At 63.6% G+C, this 24,556-nt stretch carries 22 protein-coding genes and 1 tRNA gene; 11 read left to right on the plus strand and 12 right to left on the minus strand.

Annotated features, from left to right (window positions below; genetic code table 11):
* Nucleotides 1-55: 55 nt before the first annotated feature.
* Together PV760_RS01265 and PV760_RS01270 are read left to right on the plus strand one after the other, a co-directional pair.
* Entirely contained in the window at nucleotides 56-274 is a 219-nt protein-coding gene (locus tag PV760_RS01265) for a hypothetical protein (protein ID WP_026267021.1), read from the plus strand.
* A 49-nt stretch (nucleotides 275-323) separates the two neighbouring features.
* The gene (locus PV760_RS01270; RefSeq protein WP_026267022.1) at nucleotides 324-1,082 is read left to right on the plus strand and encodes a potassium channel family protein; all 759 of its coding nucleotides are present in this window, start codon (nucleotides 324-326) and stop codon (nucleotides 1,080-1,082) included.
* Nucleotides 1,083-1,308: 226 nt separating this feature from the next.
* Here PV760_RS01270 and PV760_RS01275 read toward each other — a convergent pair.
* Together PV760_RS01275 and PV760_RS01280 are read right to left on the minus strand one after the other, a co-directional pair.
* Nucleotides 1,309-1,390 (minus strand) — tRNA-Tyr (locus PV760_RS01275).
* Between the two features lie 127 nt (nucleotides 1,391-1,517).
* A complete protein-coding gene (locus PV760_RS01280) occupies nucleotides 1,518-1,784 on the minus strand; it encodes a hypothetical protein (protein WP_018776782.1) in 267 nt (88 codons plus the stop codon).
* 183 nt (nucleotides 1,785-1,967) lie between these two features.
* Between PV760_RS01280 and PV760_RS01285 the strand changes: the two genes are divergently transcribed.
* The 4 genes from PV760_RS01285 to efeB all read left to right on the plus strand — a co-directional run bounded on the left by PV760_RS01285 (nucleotide 1,968) and on the right by efeB (nucleotide 6,175).
* Entirely contained in the window at nucleotides 1,968-2,459 is a 492-nt protein-coding gene (locus PV760_RS01285) for a YajQ family cyclic di-GMP-binding protein (protein ID WP_018776783.1), read from the plus strand.
* 217 nt (nucleotides 2,460-2,676) lie between these two features.
* On the plus strand, nucleotides 2,677-3,531 hold the full coding sequence (gene efeU, locus PV760_RS01290; protein ID WP_354626951.1) for an iron uptake transporter permease EfeU: 855 nt from the start codon (nucleotides 2,677-2,679) through the stop codon (nucleotides 3,529-3,531).
* A gap of 65 nt (nucleotides 3,532-3,596) precedes the next feature.
* Nucleotides 3,597-4,769: an iron uptake system protein EfeO gene (gene efeO, locus PV760_RS01295; RefSeq protein WP_354626952.1), complete on the plus strand. Its 1,173-nt coding sequence runs from the start codon at nucleotides 3,597-3,599 to the stop codon at nucleotides 4,767-4,769.
* A gap of 131 nt (nucleotides 4,770-4,900) precedes the next feature.
* Nucleotides 4,901-6,175, plus strand: coding sequence for an iron uptake transporter deferrochelatase/peroxidase subunit (efeB, locus tag PV760_RS01300; protein WP_431230623.1), 1,275 nt, complete (start codon nucleotides 4,901-4,903; stop codon nucleotides 6,173-6,175).
* 17 nt (nucleotides 6,176-6,192) lie between these two features.
* On the opposite strand, the gene htpX is transcribed toward efeB, so the two are convergent.
* Nucleotides 6,193-7,062 (minus strand): zinc metalloprotease HtpX, encoded by an 870-nt coding sequence (htpX, locus tag PV760_RS01305; protein WP_039242510.1) that lies wholly within the window; start codon nucleotides 7,060-7,062, stop codon nucleotides 6,193-6,195.
* Between the two features lie 112 nt (nucleotides 7,063-7,174).
* Complete coding sequence (locus PV760_RS01310) at nucleotides 7,175-8,446, minus strand: MFS transporter (RefSeq protein ID WP_039242513.1); 1,272 nt, start codon at nucleotides 8,444-8,446, stop codon at nucleotides 7,175-7,177.
* 63 nt (nucleotides 8,447-8,509) lie between these two features.
* Between PV760_RS01310 and PV760_RS01315 the strand changes: the two genes are divergently transcribed.
* The 4 genes from PV760_RS01315 to PV760_RS01330 all read left to right on the plus strand — a co-directional run bounded on the left by PV760_RS01315 (nucleotide 8,510) and on the right by PV760_RS01330 (nucleotide 12,070).
* Nucleotides 8,510-9,280 carry a hypothetical protein gene (locus PV760_RS01315; protein ID WP_227453542.1) on the plus strand — a complete coding sequence of 257 codons (771 nt, stop codon included), beginning with the start codon at nucleotides 8,510-8,512 and terminating at the stop codon, nucleotides 9,278-9,280.
* A 30-nt stretch (nucleotides 9,281-9,310) separates the two neighbouring features.
* Nucleotides 9,311-9,790: a Fur family transcriptional regulator gene (locus tag PV760_RS01320; protein ID WP_018776790.1), complete on the plus strand. Its 480-nt coding sequence runs from the start codon at nucleotides 9,311-9,313 to the stop codon at nucleotides 9,788-9,790.
* 14 nt (nucleotides 9,791-9,804) lie between these two features.
* Nucleotides 9,805-11,286, plus strand: a complete 1,482-nt coding sequence (locus PV760_RS01325) for a catalase (protein ID WP_018776791.1) — start codon at nucleotides 9,805-9,807, stop codon at nucleotides 11,284-11,286.
* 148 nt (nucleotides 11,287-11,434) lie between these two features.
* Nucleotides 11,435-12,070, plus strand: coding sequence for a DUF2461 domain-containing protein (locus PV760_RS01330; protein WP_018776792.1), 636 nt, complete (start codon nucleotides 11,435-11,437; stop codon nucleotides 12,068-12,070).
* 176 nt (nucleotides 12,071-12,246) lie between these two features.
* Here the strand turns inward: PV760_RS01330 and PV760_RS01335 are convergent, their stop codons facing one another.
* The 6 genes from PV760_RS01335 to PV760_RS01360 all read right to left on the minus strand — a co-directional run bounded on the left by PV760_RS01335 (nucleotide 12,247) and on the right by PV760_RS01360 (nucleotide 20,055).
* Complete coding sequence (locus PV760_RS01335; RefSeq protein ID WP_354626954.1) at nucleotides 12,247-13,794, minus strand: amino acid permease; 1,548 nt, start codon at nucleotides 13,792-13,794, stop codon at nucleotides 12,247-12,249.
* Nucleotides 13,795-13,960: 166 nt separating this feature from the next.
* Nucleotides 13,961-14,377, minus strand: a complete 417-nt coding sequence (locus tag PV760_RS01340) for a DUF779 domain-containing protein (RefSeq protein ID WP_026267023.1) — start codon at nucleotides 14,375-14,377, stop codon at nucleotides 13,961-13,963.
* Between the two features lie 11 nt (nucleotides 14,378-14,388).
* The gene (adhP, locus tag PV760_RS01345; protein ID WP_179128300.1) at nucleotides 14,389-15,411 is read right to left on the minus strand and encodes an alcohol dehydrogenase AdhP; all 1,023 of its coding nucleotides are present in this window, start codon (nucleotides 15,409-15,411) and stop codon (nucleotides 14,389-14,391) included.
* 95 nt (nucleotides 15,412-15,506) lie between these two features.
* A complete protein-coding gene (exaC, locus tag PV760_RS01350) occupies nucleotides 15,507-17,030 on the minus strand; it encodes an acetaldehyde dehydrogenase ExaC (RefSeq protein ID WP_354626955.1) in 1,524 nt (507 codons plus the stop codon).
* 96 nt (nucleotides 17,031-17,126) lie between these two features.
* The gene (locus PV760_RS01355; RefSeq protein ID WP_354626956.1) at nucleotides 17,127-18,470 is read right to left on the minus strand and encodes a helix-turn-helix domain-containing protein; all 1,344 of its coding nucleotides are present in this window, start codon (nucleotides 18,468-18,470) and stop codon (nucleotides 17,127-17,129) included.
* Nucleotides 18,471-18,615: 145 nt separating this feature from the next.
* Nucleotides 18,616-20,055 carry an FAD-dependent oxidoreductase gene (locus tag PV760_RS01360; RefSeq protein WP_064721539.1) on the minus strand — a complete coding sequence of 480 codons (1,440 nt, stop codon included), beginning with the start codon at nucleotides 20,053-20,055 and terminating at the stop codon, nucleotides 18,616-18,618.
* A 118-nt stretch (nucleotides 20,056-20,173) separates the two neighbouring features.
* Here PV760_RS01360 and rarD point away from each other — a divergent pair, with 118 nt between their 5' ends.
* On the plus strand, nucleotides 20,174-21,244 hold the full coding sequence (gene rarD / locus PV760_RS01365) for an EamA family transporter RarD (protein ID WP_018776799.1): 1,071 nt from the start codon (nucleotides 20,174-20,176) through the stop codon (nucleotides 21,242-21,244).
* Here rarD and PV760_RS01370 read toward each other — a convergent pair whose 3' ends face one another.
* Nucleotides 21,245-22,606: an alpha-L-fucosidase gene (locus tag PV760_RS01370; RefSeq protein WP_354626957.1), complete on the minus strand. Its 1,362-nt coding sequence runs from the start codon at nucleotides 22,604-22,606 to the stop codon at nucleotides 21,245-21,247.
* Nucleotides 22,606-24,555, minus strand: a complete 1,950-nt coding sequence (locus PV760_RS01375) for a DUF2264 domain-containing protein (RefSeq protein ID WP_354626958.1) — start codon at nucleotides 24,553-24,555, stop codon at nucleotides 22,606-22,608. The genes PV760_RS01370 and PV760_RS01375 overlap by 1 nt, the downstream gene beginning before the upstream one ends.
* Nucleotide 24,556: the final 1 nt, after the last annotated feature.

Below are 24,556 nucleotides of genomic sequence, written 5' to 3' on the forward strand. Positions count from 1 at the left end.
AAGACGTGCACAATATCTGGAACTCGTATTGGAAGAAAACATCAGGGAGATCCCTTTGAGTACGCTGCAAACCAGCAGGCCCAGCGGCGACGTCTGGCCCGAACTCCAGCGCCACCAGACAGTGGTGCTCCAGGACGCGCGCGGGAACCGCATCGAAGGAACCCTGGACGGAATGACCGACGACCGCAGCACCCTCTGGATCCAGCTCAAGGGCGGCCTGGGCCGTCAACTGATACACCACTTGGACGGCTACTGGCTGGAAACCACCGCCTGAGCAACTCCGCAAGCCCCCGGCCGGCCCGGCCTGTGGCTAGTATTCCCGTATGACTCAAGCGCGATACCGGGACCTCGTCGAATGGCCGCTCATGGCCACGGCACTGATATTCCTCGCCGCCTACGCGTGGCAGGTCATTGGCCGGGTCGACGGGCCCTCGGCAGTCCCTTTCGAGGTGATTTTGTGGATCACCTGGGGAATTTTCGCGCTGGACTATTTCATCAACCTCTGGCTTGCCGAGGACCGCATGCGCTGGTTTGTGTGGAACCTCCACGAACTCCTGATCGTGGTGCTCCCTTTCTTCCGGCCTTTGCGGTTGTTGCGCCTGGTCACCCTCCTCTCCGTGCTGCAACGCACCGTGGGCGAAACCCTCCGTGGCCGGGTGGCAACCTACGTCGCCGGGGCCGCCGCCATGCTCATCCTCATCGGCGCCCTGGCGGTGTTGGATGTTGAACAGAACGCCCCCGACGCCAAGATCCTGACCTTCGGCGACGCAGCCTGGTGGGCCGTCACCACCATCACCACCGTGGGCTACGGCGATCTGTACCCGGTGACGCCCATTGGCAGGGTGGTAGCTGCCGCCCTGATGATGAGCGGCATCGCTGTTCTCGGTATCGTGACGGCCTCCATCGCTTCCTGGCTTGTCCAGCGGATCGAGGAGAACGCCGAGGGGGTCGCCGCCGCAGCGGGAGAAAAGGCAGCAGCGGCCGAAGAACCAGTCCGGGCTGAAATGGCGGACCTGGTGAGCGAAATCGCGGCCTTGCGGCTGGAGATTGCGGAGCTCCGGAAAATCTCGGAGAGTCGCTGAAGGGCCACTTCTGCCCCCCCGGCTCAGACGCCCCACCCCGGGCCCGCCTCCCTCTGGCTGGGGACACCCACATTCACCGCGGACATCGCCCCGGACCAAGGACACGAGAATTTGGGTGTCCTTCGTCCATTGTCGTGGCCCGGACGAAAATGGCAGCTCAAATCGCGAGATTCCACCAGGGCACAAAAAATCCCCGGAACCAGTGGTTCCGGGGATTTTCTTTGGGTGGCAGATGAGGGATTCGAACCCCCGTAGGCGTTGCCAGCTGATTTACAGTCAGCCCCCTTTGGCCGCTCGGGTAATCTGCCGAACTTCAAAAGAAGATCACTTCCGGAGACCATTACTTTCGATCCGGTAACCGAAGGCAGAGACAACCTTACAGAAGTTTCAGCGAAGAATCTAATCGGACGCAGACACCCTGATTTTCCGCGTGTTTCAGGCCTGTCCGAGGATCCTGCCCGCGAGTTTGGCTTCGAACCTCTCGGCCTGTTCGGCAGTGATCTGGTTGAGCTGCACAGCCCGCAGAAGATCTGCGTGGACGCCGTCCATCCGGGCAGTGGCATCGGGAACCGGGCTCAGTACGATCGACGCAGCCACGGCCGCCGCAGCGACGGCGCTTGCAGCTGCCACGGCTGCCGTGCCAATCGAACCGGCTGCTGCCGAGGCGGACTTGCTGATGGACTGGACGGCCTTGCTGCTCATGCTGATCCTCCGACGATACGTTCTTTCAACTGGTACAACTCTCGGCCAGCTACCTCGGTTCCCACCTTGCGTGTGCTGTGAGCGAACTGTGAAAGCCCTCCACCGTCCCAAGTGCCGGCTTCCGTACTAGGCTGGATGCCAGACCCAACCCGCCCTCACAGGGCCCCCAACCTAAGGAGAGTCATGGCAGGCGAATCCACATTCGACGTCGTCAGCAAGGTAGACAAGCAAGAGGTCGCCAACGCACTGAACCAGTCCCAGAAGGAAATCGCGCAGCGATACGACTTCAAGGGCGTCGGCGCGGAGATCGACTTCAGCGGCGAAAAGATCCTCATGAAGGCCAACTCGGAGGACCGGGTACTTGCAGTCCTGGACGTCTTCCAGTCAAAGCTCATCAAGCGCGGCATCTCCCTGAAGTCCCTCGACCAGGGCGAGCCTTACCCCTCGGGCAAGGAATTCCGCCTGGAGTGCACCATCAAGGAAGGTATCGCCCAGGACATCGCCAAGAAGATCAACAAGATCATCCGCGATGAAGCCCCCAAGTCCGTCAAGTCCCAGATCCAGGGCGACGAACTCCGCGTTACCTCCAAGTCCCGCGACGACCTTCAGGAAACCATGAACATCCTCAAGAAGTTCGAAGAGGCCGACCTGCAGTTCGTGAACTTCCGCAGCTAACCAAGCGGTCGCCCGGCATTGGCCAGGGCGCGCCAAAGCCGGGATGCACGCCCCACAGGGCAGCGCGTCCCGGCTTTTTCGCTGCCTGTAACTACAGCGACTGTCGTAATGGACGGGAAAATTAGAGCACGATTAGTTTGCGTAATAGCCGCGGCACAGTATTCTTCTTCCTTAGGCGAGCCTAAGTACGGCTCCCCTTAGCGAAAGAACACTCACCATGACCGCCAACTTCCTGATCGGACTGCGCGAAGGCCTGGAGGCCTCCCTCATCGTGGTCCTGCTGATGGCTTACCTCATCAAGACCGGACGGCGGCACCTGATTCCCCGCCTCTGGATCGGCGTGGGAATCGCGATGGGCATCTCCCTCGGCTTCGGCGCACTGCTGACCTTCGGCCCCCGAGGGCTGACGTTCGAGGCCCAGGAAGCAATCGGCGGCGGGCTCTCCATCATTGCAGTGGCACTGGTGACCTGGATGGTCTTCTGGATGGCCAGGACCGCCCGCAGCCTCGGCGGCGAGCTGCGCTCCCAAGTGGACAAAGCGGCCGACGGCGCCGCATGGGGCCTCGTGCTCGTGGCGGCATTGGCCGTGGGCCGGGAAGGGCTTGAAACTGCCCTCTTCATCTGGGCTGCAGCCCAAGCCACAGGCGAAACAACCCTCCCCCTGCTCGGTGCGCTGCTCGGCCTGGTCGCGGCCGCCGGGCTGGGTTATCTGCTGCACCGGGGTGTCCTGAAGGTCAACCTGGGCCGCTTCTTCACCTGGACCGGAGTCGGCCTCATCATCATCGCCGGCGGCGTACTGGCCTACGGCGTCCACGACCTCCAGGAAGCCGGCATCCTCCCGGGACTGCACAACCTGGCATTCGATGTCTCAGCCGCCGTCCCGCCGTCGTCCTGGTACGGCACCCTGCTGAAAGGCACCCTCAACTTCTCCCCCGCCACCACGTGGCTGGAAGCGGCAGCCTGGCTGCTGTACGTGATCCCCGTGCTGTCCCTGTACATCCGGGCCAACCGTTCCTCCCGTCCCAAAGCCGCCGGCACCATCCCAGCTCCCGCAGTCGCAGCACAGCCCTAAGGCTGTCTCCCCTTACGCCTTCAGGCACACCGCCGTGCGCCCGTTCATAGACAAAGGATTCACCCATGCCCGTTTCAACGAAACTCCGCAAGACCCTTGCCGTGATCGGCGCGGCCGCGGCCGTACCCCTGGTCCTCGCCGGTTGCACTGACAACACGAAGACCACAGCCGCCGCGGATGGCCCCATTCAGGTCAGCAGCACGGCCAACGAGTGCAAGGTTTCCGCTGCCACCGCACCCAGCGGCAACCTCACCTTCGCGGTGAAGAACGAAGGCACCGAGGTCACGGAGTTCTACCTGCTGGCAGAAGACGGCCTGCGTATCCTTGGCGAAGTGGAGAACATCGGACCCGGGATCACCCGCAACCTGGTGGTCACGGCCCCGGCCGGCAAGTACAACACCGCGTGCAAGCCCGGCATGCAGGGCGATGGCATCCGCGCTTCCTTCGAGGTCACCGAGTCCGGCAACAAGCCCAGCGTCGACGCCGATTTCCAGAAGCTCCTGGACACCGGCACCCAGCAGTACGCCGCCTACGTCAAGGACCAGACCGAACAGCTCGTCACCGGCACCAAGGCATTCGCCGACGCTTTTGCAGCCGGTGATGCCGCGAAGGCACGCGAGCTCTACGCAGCCACCCGCATGCACTGGGAACGGATCGAGCCGGTGGCTGAATCCTTCGGCGACCTCGACCCCAAGTTGGATGCCCGCGAAGCCGACCTTGAGCCCGGACAGGAATGGACCGGGTGGCACCGCGCCGAAAAGGACCTCTTCCCGCCCGCAGGCTACACGGCCATGACCGTTGCTGAGCGCACCGCCATCTCCAAGCAGTTGGTCGCCGACACCGAGGACCTCGCCACCCGCACCCGTACCGTGGAGCTCACTGCGGACAAGCTGGGCAATGGCGCCAAGGAACTCCTGGATGAAGTGGCCACCGGCAAGGTCACCGGCGAAGAAGAAATCTGGTCGCACACGGATCTCTGGGACTTCCAGGCCAATGTTGACGGCGCCCGCATCGCCTTCGAGAGCCTGAAGCCGGCCCTGGAGCAGAAAGACGCTGAGCTCTCCAAGTCCTTGGATGAAAAGTTCGCGGCGCTGCAGGCCGAACTGAACAAGCACGCAAAGGGCGACGGCTTTGCCTACTACAACGAGCTCAGCCCGGAGCAGGTCCAGGGTTTGGCTTCGCTGGTTGACTCGCTGGGTGAGCCCCTTTCCAAGCTCACCTCAGCCGTGGTCCTGTGAGCGGCTGCCCCTTCGGGCACACCGGTGACGCCGCCGGCGTCGAGCGTTCCGGTGAGCCGAACGACGTCGTAACCTCCCGAGGGGCGTCCGACGGCGGCACGGCGGCTACCGCTGAAACCGTCACCCCCCGGATGTCCCGCCGTGGCCTGCTGTCGCTGGCGGGCGTGGGCGGGGCCGGAGCCGTTGCCGGCCTGGCCGCCGGCTTCCTGGGCCACGACGCCGTGACGGCAACCGCAGCATCTGCCTCCGTTCCGGCCGCCGAAGAAGCGGTAGTCCCGTTCTTCGGAGACCATCAGGCAGGCATCACGACCCCTGCCCAGGACCGTCTCCACATGGCCGCGTTCGATGTCACCACCGAGGACCGCAAGGAACTCATCAAGCTCCTGAAGGACTGGACTGCCGCGGCGCAGGCGATGGCGGCCGGGGACCCCACCGGCAAGACCGGCGCCGTCGATGGACCTTATGACGCCCCGCCGGAGGACACCGGCGAGGCTTTGGACCTGGCGGCGTCGAAACTGACCCTGACGTTTGGTTTTGGTGCCGGACTGTTCGAAAAGGATGGCAAGGTTCGGTTCGGCCTGGACGGGCGGCGACCCGAAGCTCTGATCGACCTCCCCCACTTCCCGGGCGACGACCTCCAGCCCGGGCGCACAGGAGGAGACATCGTGGTCCAGGCCTGCGCCGATGACCCGCAGGTTGCGGTGCACGCCATCCGCAACCTGGCGAGAATCGGATTCGGAAAGGTCCGCGTCCGTTGGTCCCAGCTCGGATTCGGGCGCACCTCCTCAACGTCCCGGGCACAGGTGACTCCCCGCAACCTCTTCGGTTTCAAGGACGGCACCAACAACCTCAAGGTCGAGGACAACGCGCTGCTGGACGAGCACGTGTGGGTGGCCCCTGGCGGCCCTGCATCCGAGCAGTGGATGGCAGGCGGCAGCTATCTGGTGGCCCGCCGGATCCAGATGCACATTGAGATCTGGGACCGCACCTCACTGCGTGAACAGGAGGGGCTGATTGGGCGCACCAAGGGCGTCGGGGCTCCTTTGTCAGGCGGCGATGAGTTCAGCACACCGGACTTTGCCATGGCGGGCCGCAATGGCGAGCCGCTGATTCCCATGGACTCGCACATGCGGCTGGCCCACCCGGACCAGAACAACGGCGTGCGGATGCTCCGCCGAGGTTACAACTTCACGGACGGTTCGGATGGGCTGGGGCATCTGGATGCCGGTCTCTTCTTCATCGCTTTCGTGAAGGATCCGCGGACGCACTACGTGCCCATGCAACTGGCAATGGCCAAGGGCGACACGTTGTCCGTGGAGTACCTGAAGCACACCGGTTCGGGTTTGTTTGCGGTTCCTCCCGGGGTGCAGGCCGGCGGGTTCATCGGCGAAGGACTGTTCGCGTAGCAGTCCCTGCGAGCACGTCAGGCGAGCGGGCGCCCTGCCATTCCCTCCAGTCGGCTGATGCGTTCCTTCATGGGCGGGTGAGTGGAGAACATGCGCCGCATGCCGCCGCCACGGAACGGGTTGGCGATCATGAGGTGCGAGGCATTGACCAGCCGCTGGTCCTGCGGAAGCGGCAACTGGCTCACCCCGGACTCGATCTTGCGCAGCGCCGAGGCCAGTGCCAGCGGGTCCCCGGTGAGCTGGGCGCCGTCCTCGTCCGCGTCGAATTCACGGGTGCGGGAGATCGCCATCTGGATGAGCGAGGCCGCAAATGGTGCCAGCAGCGCCATGGCAATGGTCGCCAGGGGGTTCGCATTGCGCCGGTCGCCGCCTCCGAAGATCAGCAGCATCTGGCCCACGGATGTGATGACGCCGGCCACAGCCGCGGCCACGGACGACGTCAGGATGTCGCGGTTGTACACATGCATCAGCTCATGGCCCAGCACGCCCCTGAGTTCCCGGGCGTCCAGCAGGTGCAGGATGCCCTCGGTGCAGCAGACAGCGGCGTTCTTGGGGTTCCGGCCGGTGGCGAAGGCGTTGGGTGTCATGGTGGGTGAAAGGTAGATCCGTGGCATGGGCTTGTTCGCCCGCACGGACAGCTCCCTGACGATCTGGTAGAGCTGGGGAGCCTGGGCCTCAGTGACCGGGTAGGCAGCCATGGAACGAATGGCGATCTTGTCGCTGTTCCAATAGCCGTACGCTGTGGTGCCCACGCCGATCAGGGCCATGATCCAGATGGGGGCGGTGCTCCGGGTTCCTGAGGCAATGATGGCACCCAAACCCAACAACACCGCCCACAGCACACCGAAGAGTGCCGCGGTCTTGAGTCCATTGTTGTGTTTATGCACGTTGCTCTCGTTCTCTTTCTTCAGCTCTTGCAGGGCTTTGCTTCGTTTAACGCCGACGCCGGTCCGCCTGTTCCGGGCCCAGGCGCCGGTTCCTGGCTTGGCCCCCGCCTGCTTAGGGCACCGGATGCTTTGAATCGTAGGCGACGAAGCCGGGTTGGACACGGGAAGCGAGCCATGCCAAGGCAATGCACAGGACTCCACCTAGCAACAGCACCCCGCCCTCGCTGAGGAACTGTGTCACTCCACCGGCAAGCATGTCTCCCACCCGGGGTCCGCCAGCTACCACCACGATGAACACCCCTTGCAACCGCCCACGCAGATGGTCCGGGGTAGCAGCCTGGAGAATCGTGGTCCTGAAAACGGCACTCACGGAATCCGAAATACCTGCGAGCGCACAGCAGAGCGCAGCCGGTATCAGCCACGGCGTGGTTCCATTGCGTCCGGCGTCACCTGCAAGGAGCACTACCAGCCCAAAGCCGGCAATTGAGGCTCCCCACCCCATCACGGACCACACCACGGCGCTGCCCTGCCGGCGTACCCTTCCCAACGGACCAGAGAAGAGGCCTGCAAGGAACGCTCCCACAGCCGTGGATGCGAGCAGCACACCCACGGTGGTTTCGCCTCCACCGATCATCACGGCGCCAATGGCGGGCATCAGGGCCCGGGGTTGGGCGCAGATCATGGCGATGAGGTCGATGATGAAGGTCATGCGGACGTTGGGCCGCCCGCCCAGGAACCGGAAGCCCTCCACCACGGAGCGGAACCCGGGCCGGACGGCATCCTTGGAGGGCGGCAGCGGCGGAAGCCTGAAAAGTCCCCACAGCGCGAAGGTGAAGCTGATGACGTCAATCGTGTAGGTCCAGCCGAAGCCGATGGTTGCCACGAGTACCCCGGCCAGGAGTGGTCCGGCGGTCATCGAGAGGCCAAAGGTCAGCATGCTCAAGGCGTTGGCCGCGGGCAGCAGGTCCTTGCGGACCAGGAGTGGAATGATGGCGCTCCGGGCCGGGCCGTTGATGCCTTGCGCGCCGCTTTGGATGGCTACCAGCGCATAAAGGACCCAAATGTTGCCCAGACCCAGCCACGCCTGCAGTGCCAGGCCGGCCGTGGAAGCCCATAGGACGAGGGATGCAATCAAGGCCACTTTGCGTCGGTCGTAGGCATCGGAGATGGATCCACCGTAGAGGCCGGCAATGACCAGGGGAACCAGCGCGAAGATACCCAGGAGCCCCACATAGAAACTTTCCTGCGTGAGCCGGTACACCTCCAGGCTGACAGCCACGAGGGTCAGTTGGGTGCCGATGGCGGCAACGGACGCCCCCAGCCAGAGACGACGAAAAGCAGGACTCTCCTTGAGCGGAGTGATGTCTGCCAGTAGTTTTGCCACCGTCCAACCCTAACCAGCGCCACGGCTTGGTAGGCTCACCCCGGGGAAGGAGTTGACATGGTCATGTCACGACGACTGTTGTACCGTTCGGGCTTTTGGGAGATCGCCCGGCCACGTCATCCCCTCACAGCCGCGCACGTAGTGGTCAGGTTGTCTGATCCGTCCACGGATTTCGCGCTCCCGTCCGCAACAGACTGGCTTTTTTGCCACCATCTGGCACGCGCCGCCTTGGCGAAGGTCCTGGGCGTCGAGCACTGCGCCGTCATGTTCGCCCATCAGTGGCATCCGCTGGGAGCCGGGCTGGGTGAACCGGTGGCTGAATCGTCAACTCCGACGTTCCATCTTTTTGGACGCTGGGCTGGCGAAACCACGACGCCGGGACTTCAGCTCTCGCTGCCGGCGCACCGTCGGGTGGCCCTCCCCGAGTCCGAACTGGAGGCGACCGACGAGGCGATCCGTGAGTCCCTACGCCGGGAGCTGCCCGACGCGATCGTGGCGTCCGCAGACGCGGCCAGGGCCGCCGTCGAACCTGTTCCGGACCCCGCAGTGCTGGTACGGACGATTCCTGCGGGTGAGCGCCATACCGTCATGGAGCCCGTGAGCGGCGTGGCCTCAGTTCGGGACTTCCTGCCTGCTGACCTTTTGGCGATCGGTGCATCGCTGGGCGCGCTGCCGCTGTCCGGTGGCGTCAGCGGGTTCAGTTGCTTGGCCGTGGAGTCGCTGACCCCGGGAACGCCATTGCGGGTGCATGCGCTCGGCCGCTCGGCCGCGGAAGAACTCAACCCGGTAGTGGAATTGTTTCGTTCACCGGAAGTTAGCCTTGCCTTATTGTGAACTTATCAAAATAAGTGTTTGAATGAATGCATGACAGATCACACTGCTGAGCAGCAAGCATGGGCCGCGGCCCTGCATGCCCACGGCAGGCGTGTGACCAAACAGCGGCTGGCAGTGCTGGCCGCAGTCCAGCACCATCCGCACTCCCCGGCAGAAGGCATCCTTGCCGCTGCCCGCCAGGAACTGCCTGAACTGACGGCGCAGTCCGTTTATGTAGTGCTCAGCGACCTTACGGATTTGCAGATGCTGCGCCGCTTTGAACCCCCGCACTCCCCGGCGCTCTACGAAACCCGGGTAGGCGACAACCACCACCACGCCGTCTGCATCAGCTGCGGCAAGGTGGAGGACGTGGATTGCGCAGTGGGCCACGCACCGTGCCTCACACCGCACTGGAACGAAAATTCCAAGCCCATGACAATCCAGATCGCAGACGTCCTTTACCAAGGCATCTGCCAGGATTGCCAGGCCAAACAACAGCTTCCCGTAAATACTTCAGTAACTCAGAAATAGGAAAAAGGAGAACAATGACTGCCATTTCAACGACCCAGTCAGGTGCCCCCGTTACGTCCGACGCGCACTCGAAGTCCGTCGGCGCTGACGGTGCCATCATCCTGACCGACCACTACCTGGTGGAAAAGCTCGCCCAGTTCAACCGCGAGCGGGTCCCGGAGCGCGTAGTGCACGCCAAGGGCGGCGGAGCTTTCGGTACCTTCAAGACCACCTCTGACGTTTCTGCCTACACCAAGGCTGCTTTCCTGCAGCCGGGTGTCGAGACGGACATGCTGATCCGTTTCTCCTCCGTTGCAGGCGAGAACGGTTCTCCCGACACGTGGCGCGATCCCCGCGGTTTCGCCGTGAAGTTCTACACCTCCGAGGGCAACTACGACCTCGTGGGCAACAACACCCCCGTCTTCTTCATCCGCGACGGCATCAAGTTCCCGGACTTCATCCACTCCCAGAAGCGCCTCCCGGGTACCCACCTGCGTGACGCTGACATGCAGTGGGACTTCTGGACCCTCTCCCCCGAGTCCGCACACCAGGTCACCTGGCTCATGGGCGACCGTGGCCTGCCGGCTTCCTGGCGTGAAATGCAGGGTTACGGTTCGCACACCTACCAGTGGATCAACGCCGCCGGCGAGCGTTTCTGGGTCAAGTACCACTTCAAGTCCAACCAGGGCGTCAAGACCATCACTGGTGACCAGGCTGAAGAGCTGGCCGGTTCGGATGCAGACTTCTACATCCGCGACCTCTCCGAGAACATCGAGGCCGGCAACTTCCCGTCGTGGGAACTCCACGTTCAGGTCATGCCGTACGAGGATGCCAAGACGTACCGCTTCAACCCGTTCGACCTCACCAAGGTGTGGCCGCACTCCGACTACCCGCTGATCCACGTGGGCACCATGGAGCTGAACAAGAACCCGGAGAACTACTTCGCGCAGATCGAGCAGGCCACCTTCGCGCCGTCGAACTTCGTGCCGGGCATCGCTGCTTCCCCGGACAAGATGCTGCAGGCCCGCATCTTCTCCTACGCCGATGCACACCGCTACCGCGTTGGCACCAACCACGCGCAGATCCCGGTGAACCAGCCCAAGAACCAGGTCAACAACTACAGCCAGGATGGCCAGGGACGTTACCTGTTCAACGCTCCGTCCACCCCGGTTTACGCACCGAACTCCGTTGGTGGCCCGGCTGCTGTCGAGCCGACCTCCCCCGCCGGTGGCTGGGAGAACGACGGCGAGCTCACCCTCTCCGCCCACACCCTGCACGCTGAGGATGACGACTTCGGCCAGGCCGGTACCCTGTACCGCGAGGTCTACGATGACGCCGCCAAGGCCCGCCTCCTGGACACCATCACCGGTGCTGTTGGCGGCGTGAAGAACGCCGACATCAAGGAACGCGCCATCCAGTACTGGACGAACGTTGACGCCGACCTCGGCGCCAAGCTCCGTGCCAACCTGGGCGCAGGCCAGACCGAGTCCGACGCCGAAGCAGCCAACAAGCTCTAAGCGTCTTTGCTCCAAGCACTTCCAAGAACACCCCGCCGCGGTTCCACTCCGCGGCGGGGTGTTCTTTTTGTTTTCCACATAGCCCTTGTTTCCACATAGCAGCCTCCAGCTATGGCTGCGCCCTCATGCCGCTCCATAGGATCCCTGTATGAACACATTTGAAGGCATTCAGGCAGCCGCTTTCCGCTTCTACGAGGACCTTGAAGAGAACAACAACCGCGAGTGGTGGCTGGAGCATAAAGCGACATACGACGCCGAGGTCAGGGAACCGCTGACGGCTCTCCTCGCGGAATTGGAGCCGAGGTTCGGGCCGGCAAAGATCTTCCGCCCCAACCGGGACATCAGGTTCTCCCAGGACAAGTCACCCTATAAAACGGCCCAGGGAGCCTTCGCAGCCACACGGGAGGGCGTTGGCTATTACGTGCAGATCAGCGCCGACGGTCTCCTGATCGGTGGGGGCTACCACTCCCACACGCCCGCCCAGTTGGCACGCTACCGGGCCGCAGTCGACGCGCCGGACAGTGGCCTGGCGCTGCAACAGATCACCGACGCCGTCTCCGCTGCTGGTTTTGCGATTGAAGGGGAAAAACTCAAGACCGTTCCCCGCGGCTTTGACAAGGACCATCCGCGGGCGGAGCTGCTAAAGCACAAGTCCCTGTCGGCCGGAGTGGAAGTCGGGCAGCCGGCGTGGTTGTCCACCGCAGCGGCCAAGGATGAGATTGCCTCCCGCTGGGAGACGCTGAGGCCCCTGGTGGAGTGGGTCAGTGAGTACGCGGCGCCGTGAGGGCTGGTGGCGTTGGGGCCAGCGCTGTGAGGGCTAGGGTCCCAAGGCTGGCGCCCAGTGAAGGGCCCTCTGGACGGGTGCGTTCCCGGAAACAGAAAACGCCCGGAAACCAGCGGTTCCCGGGCGTTCCCCTTGAGTTATGACAAAGCAGCTGTCTGACAAGCAGCAGCGATGGGTCAGACCTTGGTGAAGGTGTCTTCGTCCTCGTCGCCGGTGGTCTTGCCGCCGCCTGCGACAGCGGCTTTGGCGGCTGCGAACTTCTCGTTGAGCCGCGAGTGACGCTGGCCGTAGGAGAAGTAGATCACCATGCCGATCACCAGCCAGATCGCGAAGAAGATCCAGGTTTCCACGGCCAGGTTGGTCATGAGGTAGACGCACAGTACGGCGGAGACCCAGGGCAGGACCTTGCCGAACGGAACGCGGAACGCCGGTTTGAGGTCGGGGCGCTTCTTGCGGAGCACAAGGATGCCCAGGGAGACCATCACGAACGCGGACAGCGTTCCGATGTTGATCATTTCCTCCAGGAGGTCCACCTTGGTCACACCTGCCACGATCGCCACGGCGGCACCGCAGATGATCTGCAGGCGGGCCGGGGTGGAGCGCTTCTCGCTGGTCTTGGAAAGGGAGCGGGGCAGCAGACCGTCTCGGCTCATGGCAAGCACCACGCGGGACAAGCCCATGAGGAGCACCATGATGACGGTGGTGAGGCCTACGAGGGAACCGAAAGCGATGACCTTGGCGGCGTCAGTGTTGCCCACAGCTTCGAAAGCCGTGGTCAAGGTGGGGTTCTTGACTTCGGCCAGCTGCGTGTAGGAAACCATTCCCGTGAGGGCGAGGGAGACCAGGATGTAGAGCAATGTCACCAGCGCCAGGCCGCCGAAGATGCCCCGGGGCAGGGTCTTCTGCGGGTTCTTGACCTCCTCGGCGGAGGTGGCCACCACGTCGAAGCCGATGAAGGCGAAGAAGACCAAGGCAGCGCCTGCGAAGATGCCAAGCGTTCCGTACTGGGCCGGAGCAGCACCGGTCAGGAAGCCAAAGAAGGACTGCTTCATGACATCGGCCGCGCCCATTCCGGCAGTCGGTTCGGAGGCCGGAACAAACGGTGTGTAGTTGGAGAACTTCACGTAGCTGAAGCCCACTACGATCACGAACAGCACTACAGCGATCTTGATCATCGTGAAGACGTTGCCAACGCGGGCGGACAACTTTGTCCCCAGCACCAGCAGCACGGTGAAGATCGCGACGATGAGGAAGGCGCCCCAGTAAAGGTCAACGCCAAACACACTGATCGAGGGCGGCATCTCCACGCCCATCAAGCCAAACACCGTACTGAGGTAGATGCCCCAGTACTTGGCGATCACTGCCGCGGCGGTAAAAAGTTCGAGGATGAGGTTCCAGCCGATGATCCAGGCAAGGACTTCGCCCATGGTGGCGTACGTGAAGACGTAGGCGGAACCGGCAACGGGAATTGCGGTCGCGAACTCCGCGTAGCACATGATGGCCAACGCGCAGGTGACTGCTGCGATGGCAAAGGAAATGGTGACGGCGGGGCCGGCAAAGTTGGCGGCAGCCTTCGCGCCCACCGAGAAGATACCGGCGCCGACAGCGACGGCGACGCCCATGATCATGAGGTCCCACGTGCTCAGGCTGCGCTTGAGCTTGCGACCAGGCTCGTCGGAATCGGCGATCGACTGCTCAATCGACTTGGTCCTGAAAATGTTCATAAAAATGCCACATTCTGGATGGGGGTGGTATAGGACTCATCAAGAATAGTGTCCGACCAATGGACGGCCATATTTATCCCAGATAGTGAGACGCCTGCCGAATTCGCGTGACAGGTGTGACTGGTGTGATGAAGGCCCGTAACCCTCATCACACCAGCCATCCACCCTAAATGCTTGGCACGTCCCAGTCCATGAGCGTTGATCGGATCAGGAATCGCTTCCCCTCGGGAGACTCAACGGAGAACCCACTGCCTCGGCCCGGAACCACATCCACGGTGAGGTGGGTGTGGGACCAGTAATTGAATTGCTCCTTGGACATCCAGAACTCCAGTGGTTTGGCATTTCCATCGGGCCCGAGGTCGAACCGCCCAAGGAGAACGTCGGAGTCACCTGTCAAGAACTCCCCCGCCGGGTAGCACATGGGAGCCGAGCCGTCGCAGCAGCCGCCCGATTGGTGGAACATCAAAGGGCCGTGCTGCTCCCAGAGTTTGAGGAGCAGCTCCACGGATGCTCCGGTGAGCGCCACCCGGGAGAAGTCCTCCCCGGGCAGCGTCACCGAAGCTTCCAGGATGTCCTGGGACATGTTGGCGTTCATCAGAACTTCAGAACCACTCGGCCGTCGATCTTGGCGTGCTTCATCTCGTCGAAGACTGCGTTGACTTCCGAGAGCTCCCGGGTGGACACCGTTGGCTTGATCTTCCCCTGGGCATAGAACTCCAGCGCTTCCTCGAGGTCCTGCCTGGTGCCCACGATCGATCCCCTGACCGTGAGGCCCTTGAGGACAATCTCGAAGATCGGCGCCGGGAAATCTCCGGGCGGAAGGCCGTTGAAGACGATCGTTCCACCGCGCCGGGCCATGCCAATGGCTTGTCCGAACGCCGAAGGGTGCACGGCTGTGACCAGCACGCCATGGCAGCCGCCCGTTTCACGCTGGATGACCTCAGCCGGGTCCTCATGCAGTGCATTGACCGTCAACTCGGCACCATGCTCCTTGGCGAGCGCCAGTTTGTCGTCGGCAATGTCCACCGCTGCCACCCGCAGACCCATTGCCACTGCGTACTGGACGGCGATGTGCCCCAGGCCGCCAATGCCGGAGATGGTGACCCACTGCCCCGGCCTGGCCTCGGTCATCTTCAAGCCCTTGTACACCGTGACGCCGGCGCAGAGCACGGGTGCAACCTCCACCGGATCCGAGCCTGCCGGGATGCGGGCAGCGAAGCGGGTGTCCACCAGCATGTATTCACCGAACGAGCCATCCACACTGTAGCCGCCGTTCTGTTGCGACTCGCACAGGGTTTCCCACCCCGTCCGGCAGTACTGGCAGTCTCCGCAGGCCGACCACAGCCAGGCATTGCCCACGAGGTCGCCGACCGCCACGTCCGTGACCCCTTCGCCGAGGGCTACCACTTCGCCGACACCCTCGTGCCCGGGAATAAACGGTGGTGTCGGCTTGACGGGCCAGTCGCCTTCGGCGGCGTGCAGGTCGGTATGACATACCCCCGACGTAATGAGGCGGACCAGCGCCTGGCCGGGACCCGGCGTCGGGCGTTCGACCTCCATGACCTTCAGGTCGGTTCCGAATTCAGTGACTACTGCTGCTTGCATAGTGGTGGTCATTGACGATCTCCTTTGATCTGTACGAATGATGGGAGTTTTTGTACAGCTGATGCCCCTAAGTCCGCTCCATAAGGGCATCTGCTGTACAAAAACTCTTAGAAGAAGCCGAGCTTGTTCTCGTTGTAGCTGACCAGGAGGTTCTTGGTCTGCTGGTAGTGGTCCAGCATCATGGCGTGGTTTTCACGGCCAATACCTGAGGACTTGTAGCCACCGAAAGCGGCACCTGCCGGGTAGGCGTGGTAGTTGTTGACCCACACACGGCCGGCCTGGATTTCCCGGCCCGCGCGGTAGGCGACATTTCCGTTGCGCGACCAGACGCCGGCACCAAGACCATAGAGGGTGTCGTTGGCGATGCCGATGGCGTCGTTGTAGTCGCTGAACTTGGTCACGGACACCACCGGGCCGAAGATTTCCTCCTGGAAGATCCGCATCCGGTTGTGGCCTTCGAAGATGGTGGGCTGGACGTAGTAGCCGCCGGCCAGGTCGCCTGACAGCTCTGCCCGGGCCCCGCCGGTGAGGACCTTGGCGCCCTCCTGCTTTCCGATGTCGATGTAGGAGAGGATCTTCTCCAACTGGTCGTTGGAGGCCTGGGCGCCGATCTGGGTGTCGGTGTCCAAGGGGTTGCCCTGGATGATCTTGTTGGTCCGGGCCACGACGTCGGTCATGAAGGAGTCGTAGATACCTTCCTGAACGAGTGCGCGGGACGGGCAGGTGCAGACTTCGCCCTGGTTGAAGGCGAAGAGCGTGAACCCTTCCTGCGCTTTGTCGTAGTAGGCATCGTTCTGGGCGGCGACGTCGTCGAAGAAGATGTTCGGGCTCTTGCCGCCAAGTTCCAGCGTGACCGGAATGAGGTTGTTGGACGCATACTGGCTGATCAGCCGGCCGGTGGTGGTCTCGCCGGTGAAGGCGATCTTGCGGATGCGGGGGCTGGACGCCAGCGGTTTGCCTGCTTCCACACCGAATCCATTGACCACGTTTACTACGCCGGCCGGAAGCAGGTCACCGATGAGCTCCATCAAAACCAGGATCGACGTCGGCGTCTGCTCAGCCGGCTTCAGGACCACGGCGTTGCCGGCTGCGAGCGCCGGGGCCAGCTTCCACACGGCCATGAGGATGGGGAAGTTCCACGGGATGATCTGGCCGACAACGCCCAACGGCTCCTTGAAGTGGTACGCCGTGGTGTCCTCGTCGAGCTGGGAGAGGTGGCCTTCCTGGGCGCGGACGGCGGAGGCGAAGTAGCGGAAGTGGTCAGCTGCCAGCGGGATGTCGGCGTTCAAGGTCTCGCGGACGGGCTTGCCGTTGTCCCAGGTCTCGGCAACAGCCAGGAGCTCCACGTTCTCGTCAATGCGGTCGGCGATCTTGTTCAGGATGGCTGCGCGTTCGGTGGCGGAGGTCTTCCCCCAGGACGGTGCAACCTTGTGCGCTGCGTCCAGCGCCAGTTCGATGTCCTCCGACGTCCCCCGGGCAACTTCGCAGAAGGCCTTGCCCGTCACGGGGGTGATGTTCTCAAAGTAGGCGCCCTTGACCGGGGCAACCCATTCGCCGCCGATCCAGTTCTCGTAGCGGTCCTTGAAGGTGACCTTCGAACCCTCGGCACCCGGCTGTGCATAAACAGTCATTGCTAGCTCCTTTGCTGCGAATCACGGTGGCTGTCGCCATTGATCCGAGCCTAGGAGCCAGGGGGTTGCAGCTACGTTGCAACAGTGTGACTCAGCTCACGCTTTCAACTCGACGTCGATCCGCTCAAGATCGGCGACCACGGCCGCCCGCTTCGGTGAGCGCGGCGGCAGCAGCTTCAGCACGGCGAGGCGGAGGTCGACGTCGTACTTCGCCTCGGGCAGTTCCGCATACTTGAGGAGCGAATCGACGCTGCCGTCGCTGAGCAGTGCCTCCCGCAGCAGGTGGGACACCCGCTCCCGCAACTGCACGACGCCGGGTGCCTCCGAACGCGGCAAAAGCGCACCTTTGTAGATTTCCAGGGCAATGCGGTGGGCGCCGCGCTGCAGGCAATTGAGGACCTGTCCGGAGTCCGGAAGCAACTCGACCGGCAGCCTGTAGGGGCGGGATTCGGGAACCGCGTCCGGGCTGATCTCCTGGATGACTTTCCGGAGCCGCACCATCTCCGCCCGGAGCGTCACGGAAGAACCGTCGCCCGGGTACAGCAGGGCGCAGAGGTCATCGGCGCTCAGTCCATCCGGATGGTTGCCCAGGATGGCCAGGATCTCGCTGTGACGTGCGGACAAGGAGACCGTCCGGCCGGCGATGCTGAGCAGGGCATTGTCACGCCCCAGCAACTGCAGGCTGTTGCGGTACAAAGCGGGGCTTGAAGCGGCGGCCGCGCTCCGGCGTCGTGGTTTGTCGCGAACGGCGGCTGCGAGCTGCAGCCGCTCAATCCGCAGCTGCGCCTGGGCTGCTGCGACCGTCGCCTCCACCAGGGACAGGGTGTGCGGCGCCACGGCCGTTTCTGTCCCCGTAATGTCCACAACGCCCAGCACTGCACCGGAATCGGGATCGTGGAAGGGAACCGCGGTACAGCTCCAGGGATGGACGGAGCGCTTGAAATGTTCGGCTCCGGAGATCTGGATGCTCCGGTCGAGGGCGAGTGCCGTGCCGGGTGCGCTGGTGCCAACGGAGGCTTCGGACCAGTCGGCGCCGGCCACGAACATCATGCCTTCGGCCCGCCGCTGCATCACGGGATCGCCGTCCACCCACAAGAGCCGCCCGACGTCGTCACCCACAGCCACGAGAAGTCCGCTGTCATGGCTGGGCTGAACCAGCAGTTTCCTGATCACGGGCATGATGGTGGCCAAAGGGTGCTGCCGGCGGTACTCCTCCAGCTCATCGCGGTTCATCGCCAAGGGGGCCTCGGCGACGTCGGGGTTGGCCTGGAGGCTCGCTGAACGCTGCCAGGATTCCCGGACCAGCCGGCGCAGCCCGACGATATCTTCCGGCACGCCAATGCGCAGGGATTCGAGGCGTTCATGGCCGGCCAGGGCACGCTTCTGCAGCAGCTCCGCGGCATCGCTGCCTGGAACCGGCGGGTGGACTGGATTCCTCATCGAACTCCCTGACATTCTGTGCGTTGGGCCGCGCGCGGTGGGCAGCACAGTACGAGAGAGTCTAATTCGCCAGATGGAGTTTTTGTACAGCTGATGACCCTCAAGCGTCCCAATAGGGGCATTAGGTGTACAAAAACTCCAAGGGTCAGCCGCGGGAGATCCGGATCATTTCCTCACGCGGCACAACCTTGATGCGCTCGCGAACCACACCGTCCGGATTCTCGTCGGATGCTGACCAGGCAGCACCAAGTGCGGCCTCGTGGGCGTCAAGCCGGTTCCAGCCCTCCCAAGTGGTGTACTCCACCCCGCGCTCTTCCAGGAGGTCGATGATGGCTTGCGGGTCCGGGTTTTCGGCCGGCGGCAGGTTGAGCCGGTCTTCCAGGAGGAAGCCGATGGTTTCCAGGGCGTCACCCTTGGTGTGGCCGATCAACCCCACGGGTCCGCGCTTGATCCAGCCGGTGGCGTAGATTCCCGGCACGGGCTTGCCGTCGGCGTCCAGGACGCGGCCGCCGTCGTTCGGGATGACGCCGCGGCGGGCGTCGTACTCAAGTTCATCCAGCGGCGAGCCGTGGTAGCCGATAGCGCGGTACACGGCCTGGACGGGGTACTCCACGAATTCCCCGGTGCCCTTGACGTTCCCTGTGCCGTCCAGCTCCATCCGTTCGAACTTGATGCCGGCCACCCTGCCGGGCGTCTCCGGCGAGTCAAGGATCTCCACGGGGCTGTGCAGGAAGTGCAGGTGCAGGCGGCGGGAGGACGGCTGCTCGGATTCGGCGTGCTCCTCCACCAGCCAGTTGGTCATGGTGTTAACCATGATCTTGATCTGGTTGTTGCTGCGGATCGCCTCATCCGAGGCTTCGTCGAACTCGAAGTCCTCCGGGTACAGCACGATGTCCACGTCCTTGCAGTGCGAGAGCTCGCGCAACTCCAGCGGCGTGAACTTCACTTGGGCGGGGCCGCGGCGCCCGAACACGTGGACATCGGTGACGGGCGAATTCTTGAGCCCGGCGAACACGTTGTCCGCGATCTCGGTGACCAACAGCTCTTCAGGGTGCTTGACCAACATCCGTGCTACGTCCAGTGCAACGTTGCCATTGCCGATCACGGCAATTTCCTTGGCATCCAGCGGCCATTCCCGGGGCACGTCCGGGTGGCCGTCGTACCAGGAGACGAAGTCGGCGCCGCCGAAGGACCCTTCCAGGTCGATGCCGGGAATGTTCAGGTCCGCGTCCTTGATGGCGCCGGTGGAGAAGATCACGGCGTCGTAGAAGGAGCGGAAATCGTGCAAAGTAAGGTCGCGGCCGTACGTGACGTTGCCCAGGAAGCGGATGTCGCCACGGTCCAGCACTTTGTGGAGGGCGTTGACGATTCCTTTGATGCGGGGATGGTCCGGCGCCACACCGTAGCGGATCAGTCCGTAGGGCGCGGGATACGCCTCGAAGAGGTCGATGCTCACTTCAACATGCCCGTCCTTGACCTCGTTGGACTTGGTCAGGATATCCGCGGCGTAAACCCCTGCGGGGCCTGCGCCGACAATGGCAACGCGAAGGGGACGATTGGGGATGGTTGCGGCTGAGTTGGACACCGTGAGCCCTTCCGAAGCAGTGAGCCACGCCGCTGTTGGGGGCGCGCAGACTTCAATTCTAGGTGTCGACCCTACACCCGGCCGCTTATATGGCAGGAGTCACAGAGATTCATAAAAATTGCGGAATATTGCAGCAGTACCCGGTGTTGGCGACAATGTGTCGACTCCGGAACAGATCATCTCAGGCTCCCCTTCAAACCAGCCCCCGACGGCGGCGGCCAAGGGCGGTGGAGCAGGAACCGGCGGTTCAGCCAAGCCTGTGAGGAGCGAGTCGACGGCGGGAATCCTGTTTGGCATCGGCGCTTACGGCCTGTGGGGCCTGCTTCCCCTCTACTTCTTTATCCTCATGCCTGCCGGGGCGATCGAAATCGTGGCCAACCGGATTGTCTGGTCCCTGATCTTTTGCGCCCTCCTGATCACCATCACGCGGGCCTGGCGGGTTTTCGGTGCAGCGTTGAAGGACCGTACCGTCTTCGGGCCGCTCGCGCTCGCCGCCGGCCTGATCGCCATCAACTGGCTCACCTACACGTTCGGCGTCACTACCGGGCATGCTGTTGAGACCTCCCTGGGCTACTTCATCAACCCGCTGGTCTCGGTCCTCCTGGGTGTTTTCGTCCTCAAGGAGAAGCTGCGCCCCTTGCAGTGGACGGCCGTGGGCATTGGATTCGTCGCGGTGGGAGTCCTGACTTTCTCGTACGGGCAACTCCCCTGGATCGCCCTGATTCTGGCGTTCAGCTTTGGCTTGTACGGTTTCGTGAAGAAGCGCGTTGGTCCCAAGGTGGATGCCTTGACGAGCCTGAGCGTTGAGACCGTGGTGCTGGCTCCCTTTGCTGCCATCACCATGGTGGTCCTGGGTGTCACGGGGGCTGAAACCCTCACGACGATGGGCGCCGGACATTTCTGGTTGCTGGTGGCTTCCGGCGTGATCACCGCTGTTCCGCTGCTCTTCTTCGGTGCCTCTGCCCGTCGCCTCCCGATGACCACTATCGGCCTCCTCCAATACTTCGCGCCGATCCTCCAGTTTGTTGTGGCGCTGCTGGTGTTCCACGAAACAATGACGACGGCCCGCTGGATCGGCTTCTGCGTTGTCTGGCTTGCTTTGGTCCTCCTGACCATCGACATGCTGCGGACCACCAGGAAGAATTCCGTGCTGAGGAAGAAGGCCCGGGTGGCAGCGGCCGGAGCTTAGCTAGTCGAGCACGTCCGGATTGGGCTCCTTTTCGGAAGCAGGCCCGGCAAGGAGTCCAGTTTCCAGGGCAAGAACGGCGGGACCAGCCTCTGAGCCAGCCCGCAGTTCCACCTCGAATACGGAATCTGCCAGCCTGTTGTACGGGTGCGCACCGGTCCCGGGTGTCCGGAGCCCCGTGAGCTCCAGGCCCGCAGGGAGCTGCAGGCGCACCCGCCCCGACGCCGGCAGGCGCGTGACCACAGCAAACACTTGTCCGCTGCTGCTGTCCCGGGTGAAGTACCCCCACCCCGGATAGTCCCAGCCCTCGGCGTACCCGCACCCGTAGATCGCTTCACCGTTGACCGCGAGCCACTCCCCCACCCTGCGGGCGATCTCCACCTCGGCAGGGGCCATGGAACCGTCGCCGCGGGGGCCGAAGTTCAGCAGGAAGTTACCACCCAGGGATGTGCAGTGGGCGATCATGTCCACCACATCCCAGGGATGCTTGAGCGTCGACTGCGCCCACGGGCCTTGGTGGTATCCCCAGCTCGCCTGCGGAATGGTCATGCAGGCTTCCCAGTCACGGGTGGCAACGCTGGTGTCCCAGGGCTCGGGAAGCCGGCGCTCGTAGCCGCTTTCGTAGTCGCCCATGAGGTGGCCGTTGGAGTCCACGTGTCTGGCTCCAAGGTCGTCCGCCCGCAAGCGGCTGTTGACCACCACGCCGGGAAGACGTTCTTTCAACATCCGTTCCACCTCCCAGGTCCACCACCCGTTGGCCTTCACGGATTCGTCCCACGTGCCGTCGAACCAGAAGCCCTTCACGCTCGGATAGCGTTCGGCCAGTTCTTCCAACTGTTTCATCGCGAAGTCGAGGTAGCGGGCGAAAGCCAGGTTGTCGGCGTCGTTCTCCAGCGTGAAGCGCCAGTCCGGGTGCCGCCAATCCAGCACCGAGTAGTAGAAGTTGACGTCAATCCCCCGGGCCTCATAGGCGGCCACCAGCTCACCCAGGACATCGCGGCCGGAGGGCGTGTTCCCCATGTGGAAGTCCGTGTGCGCGCTCGGCCACAGGCAGAAACCATCGTGGTGTTTGGTGGTGATGGTCATGTAGCGGGCGCCCATCGCCACTGCCGTGTCCGCCCACCGGTCGGCGTCGAAATCCGCCAGGGTGAAATCGTTCGCGAGCGCCTCCCAGCGTTGTTGCGGAATCTTCGCCACGCGGGGCAGGAACTCAGCGGCGAACTCCACGTCTTTGCCTTCCCACCGACCAGCCGGCAGGGCGTAAAGACCCCAGTGAATGAACTGCCCCACGCGATGGCCGCGGAACCGCTGCATCGCAGCATCCTCGCGGGGTTTTTCCCGCGACGCCCCGTATTTGAGTTCCATTACTTTCCCACCTGCCCGTCCCACGGAACAAACGTCCGCAAGTCAAAAGTCTGCGAAGTGCCGCTGGCCCACGTCACGGACACTTCCGTACCTGAAACCACGACGGCGGCAGCCGCCTGGAGCGCTTCCGGCGAAGGAGCCGGTTCCCGGGTCAGCGTGTGGAGGGCAACGTGGACCGTTTCCTCACTGTTGCGCTCCGCGCCAAGGCTGGGGACTGCTGAGTGCTTGCCCATGGCGTTGGCATCCGTATACCGCGTGGTCCGCGGCTCTACCCAGCCGTGCACCGCCGTCACAGCGACGTAGACATCACCGTTGCCGGCCCACGCGGTGTTGTCCGTCGTTCCAACGTCCACCGGCGTGGCGCCGGCAACAGCATGGCCGCCTTCCCTGACGGAATACTCCACCGGCCCACGGACCAGGTGGCAACGCAGCTCGTGAATGCCGTCGGCCACCGACACCGTGATGACTGCCGTGCCGGGCAGGGTCTTTCCGTGCAGCTGAGGGATGTGGACGGATCCGCTGACGAGTCCGTCCGTGCGGGTGGCGCGCAGGGCACAGCGCCGGCTCGCCACGCCGTCGGACCCCAACAACGCAAGGTGACCATCCACGTTGTCCTCCCACGCAACTCCTGTACCCGGCGCTGTATGGGTGGAATAGGAGAACTTGGCGTAGTGCGGATCATCGGGGTCCGTGCCGCCGCCCACGGGCAGGCCGCAATGGTCGCTGCCGTGGTTGGTGAGACGGACCAAGCCGCCATCGCTGATCACAGTCCAACCCGCATCAGGCAACGCCCGAACAGCGGCCGGGCCATCTGTGGGCTGCGGCTCTTCCACGTCCTGCCACACCCTGTGCTCCGGCGGCAGCGCCAACCCCAGGAAGCCGATGCCTGCCAGATACGGTGAACCGAACCCGCTGTACGCCTGGCAGGAGCCCAGATGTTCGTCATACCAGCCCAGGTTCGGCGGCCCATCAACACCAACGCCCTTCGCGGTGAAGTTCGCCAGGACCCCGGACGCCAGTCGACGCGTGGCACCCGGCGTCAACGGGTTCACGCCAGAGATCTCGGCACACCACAAGGCGGCCAGAACGGCCGTGCGGTACGCCAAAGATCGCCCGACGTGCAGCACTGCCCCATCACTGGCGAACATCAGGCTCTGCGTACCCACGAATTCGCGCAGACGCTCCAGATGACGGCGACCCTCGGGGGTATCCTCACGGCCGGTCATCTTGTACCAAGCCCACAAATAAGGGTGGATGGCCCACGCGTTGTAGTAGTCGATGGCGTGCTCCGGCCCGTCGGTGTACCACCCATCGCCCAGATACCAGGACTCCACCCGGGCCACATTCCGCGCACCCGTGCAGCCCGACACGTCCTCCCCCACCGAACGCAGAAAACCCTCCGCCATTGCCGGAAAGAGCTGCCAGTTGTTACCCCACACCTCGAGCCGGGCATGGTGCCGCAACCAGCCGGCAACCTGCTTCTTTTCATCGGCATCCAACGGTTCCCACAGCCACTCCCTGGCGATGTGGAGCGAGAAAGCGATGTTCGCCGCTTCCACGATCGAGTTGGTCACGCCCAGCAAGGGTGACTTGCACGTGACACCCAACGGCCAACGTTCTGCCCCCTCAGGATCGGTACCGGCCAGCAGCGCCTCCCGGTACCAAGCCGCCAACTCCAAGCTGTCCCGGCCACGGGCCCCGGCGATCCGCGGCGCGGCCATCAGCATGCTCCGTCCGATGGTCTCCATGCCTTCCCGGCGCTCGCCGTCGCGCGTCACCGGGCCCGGAAGGCGTGGGCTGGCCTTGAGCGGGCTGGAGTAGGCACGGATGTGTCCGAGCCAATGGTCGGCTGTGGCTTCCCAATGGCCACGGGTCCAGCCCGTGAGCGGGGACAGGACGGGATCAGGATGGGGAAGCCAGGGCTGGGTTACTGGCGGGAGCTGTGTCACA

Origin of the sequence: Paenarthrobacter sp. CC6, from assembly GCF_040560085.1 — a bacterium.
Taxonomy (GTDB): Bacteria; Actinomycetota; Actinomycetes; order Actinomycetales; family Micrococcaceae; genus Arthrobacter; species Arthrobacter nicotinovorans.

Coding starts and splice junctions, on each gene's coding strand:
- PV760_RS01280 (WP_018776782.1), bottom strand. CDS start 1,784: ATGAGCAGCAAGGCCGTCCAGTCCATCAGCAAGTCCGCCTCGGCAGCA.
- efeO (WP_354626952.1), top strand. CDS start 3,597: ATGCCCGTTTCAACGAAACTCCGCAAGACCCTTGCCGTGATCGGCGCG.
- adhP (WP_179128300.1), bottom strand. CDS start 15,411: ATGACCACCACTATGCAAGCAGCAGTAGTCACTGAATTCGGAACCGAC.
- PV760_RS01320 (WP_018776790.1), top strand. CDS start 9,311: ATGACAGATCACACTGCTGAGCAGCAAGCATGGGCCGCGGCCCTGCAT.
- PV760_RS01330 (WP_018776792.1), top strand. CDS start 11,435: ATGAACACATTTGAAGGCATTCAGGCAGCCGCTTTCCGCTTCTACGAG.
- PV760_RS01340 (WP_026267023.1), bottom strand. CDS start 14,377: ATGTCCCAGGACATCCTGGAAGCTTCGGTGACGCTGCCCGGGGAGGAC.
- PV760_RS01335 (WP_354626954.1), bottom strand. CDS start 13,794: ATGAACATTTTCAGGACCAAGTCGATTGAGCAGTCGATCGCCGATTCC.
- PV760_RS01325 (WP_018776791.1), top strand. CDS start 9,805: ATGACTGCCATTTCAACGACCCAGTCAGGTGCCCCCGTTACGTCCGAC.
- PV760_RS01370 (WP_354626957.1), bottom strand. CDS start 22,606: ATGGAACTCAAATACGGGGCGTCGCGGGAAAAACCCCGCGAGGATGCT.
- PV760_RS01270 (WP_026267022.1), top strand. CDS start 324: ATGACTCAAGCGCGATACCGGGACCTCGTCGAATGGCCGCTCATGGCC.
- efeU (WP_354626951.1), top strand. CDS start 2,677: ATGACCGCCAACTTCCTGATCGGACTGCGCGAAGGCCTGGAGGCCTCC.
- PV760_RS01315 (WP_227453542.1), top strand. CDS start 8,510: ATGTCACGACGACTGTTGTACCGTTCGGGCTTTTGGGAGATCGCCCGG.
- PV760_RS01355 (WP_354626956.1), bottom strand. CDS start 18,470: ATGAGGAATCCAGTCCACCCGCCGGTTCCAGGCAGCGATGCCGCGGAG.
- efeB (WP_431230623.1), top strand. CDS start 4,901: ATGTCCCGCCGTGGCCTGCTGTCGCTGGCGGGCGTGGGCGGGGCCGGA.
- exaC (WP_354626955.1), bottom strand. CDS start 17,030: ATGACTGTTTATGCACAGCCGGGTGCCGAGGGTTCGAAGGTCACCTTC.
- PV760_RS01285 (WP_018776783.1), top strand. CDS start 1,968: ATGGCAGGCGAATCCACATTCGACGTCGTCAGCAAGGTAGACAAGCAA.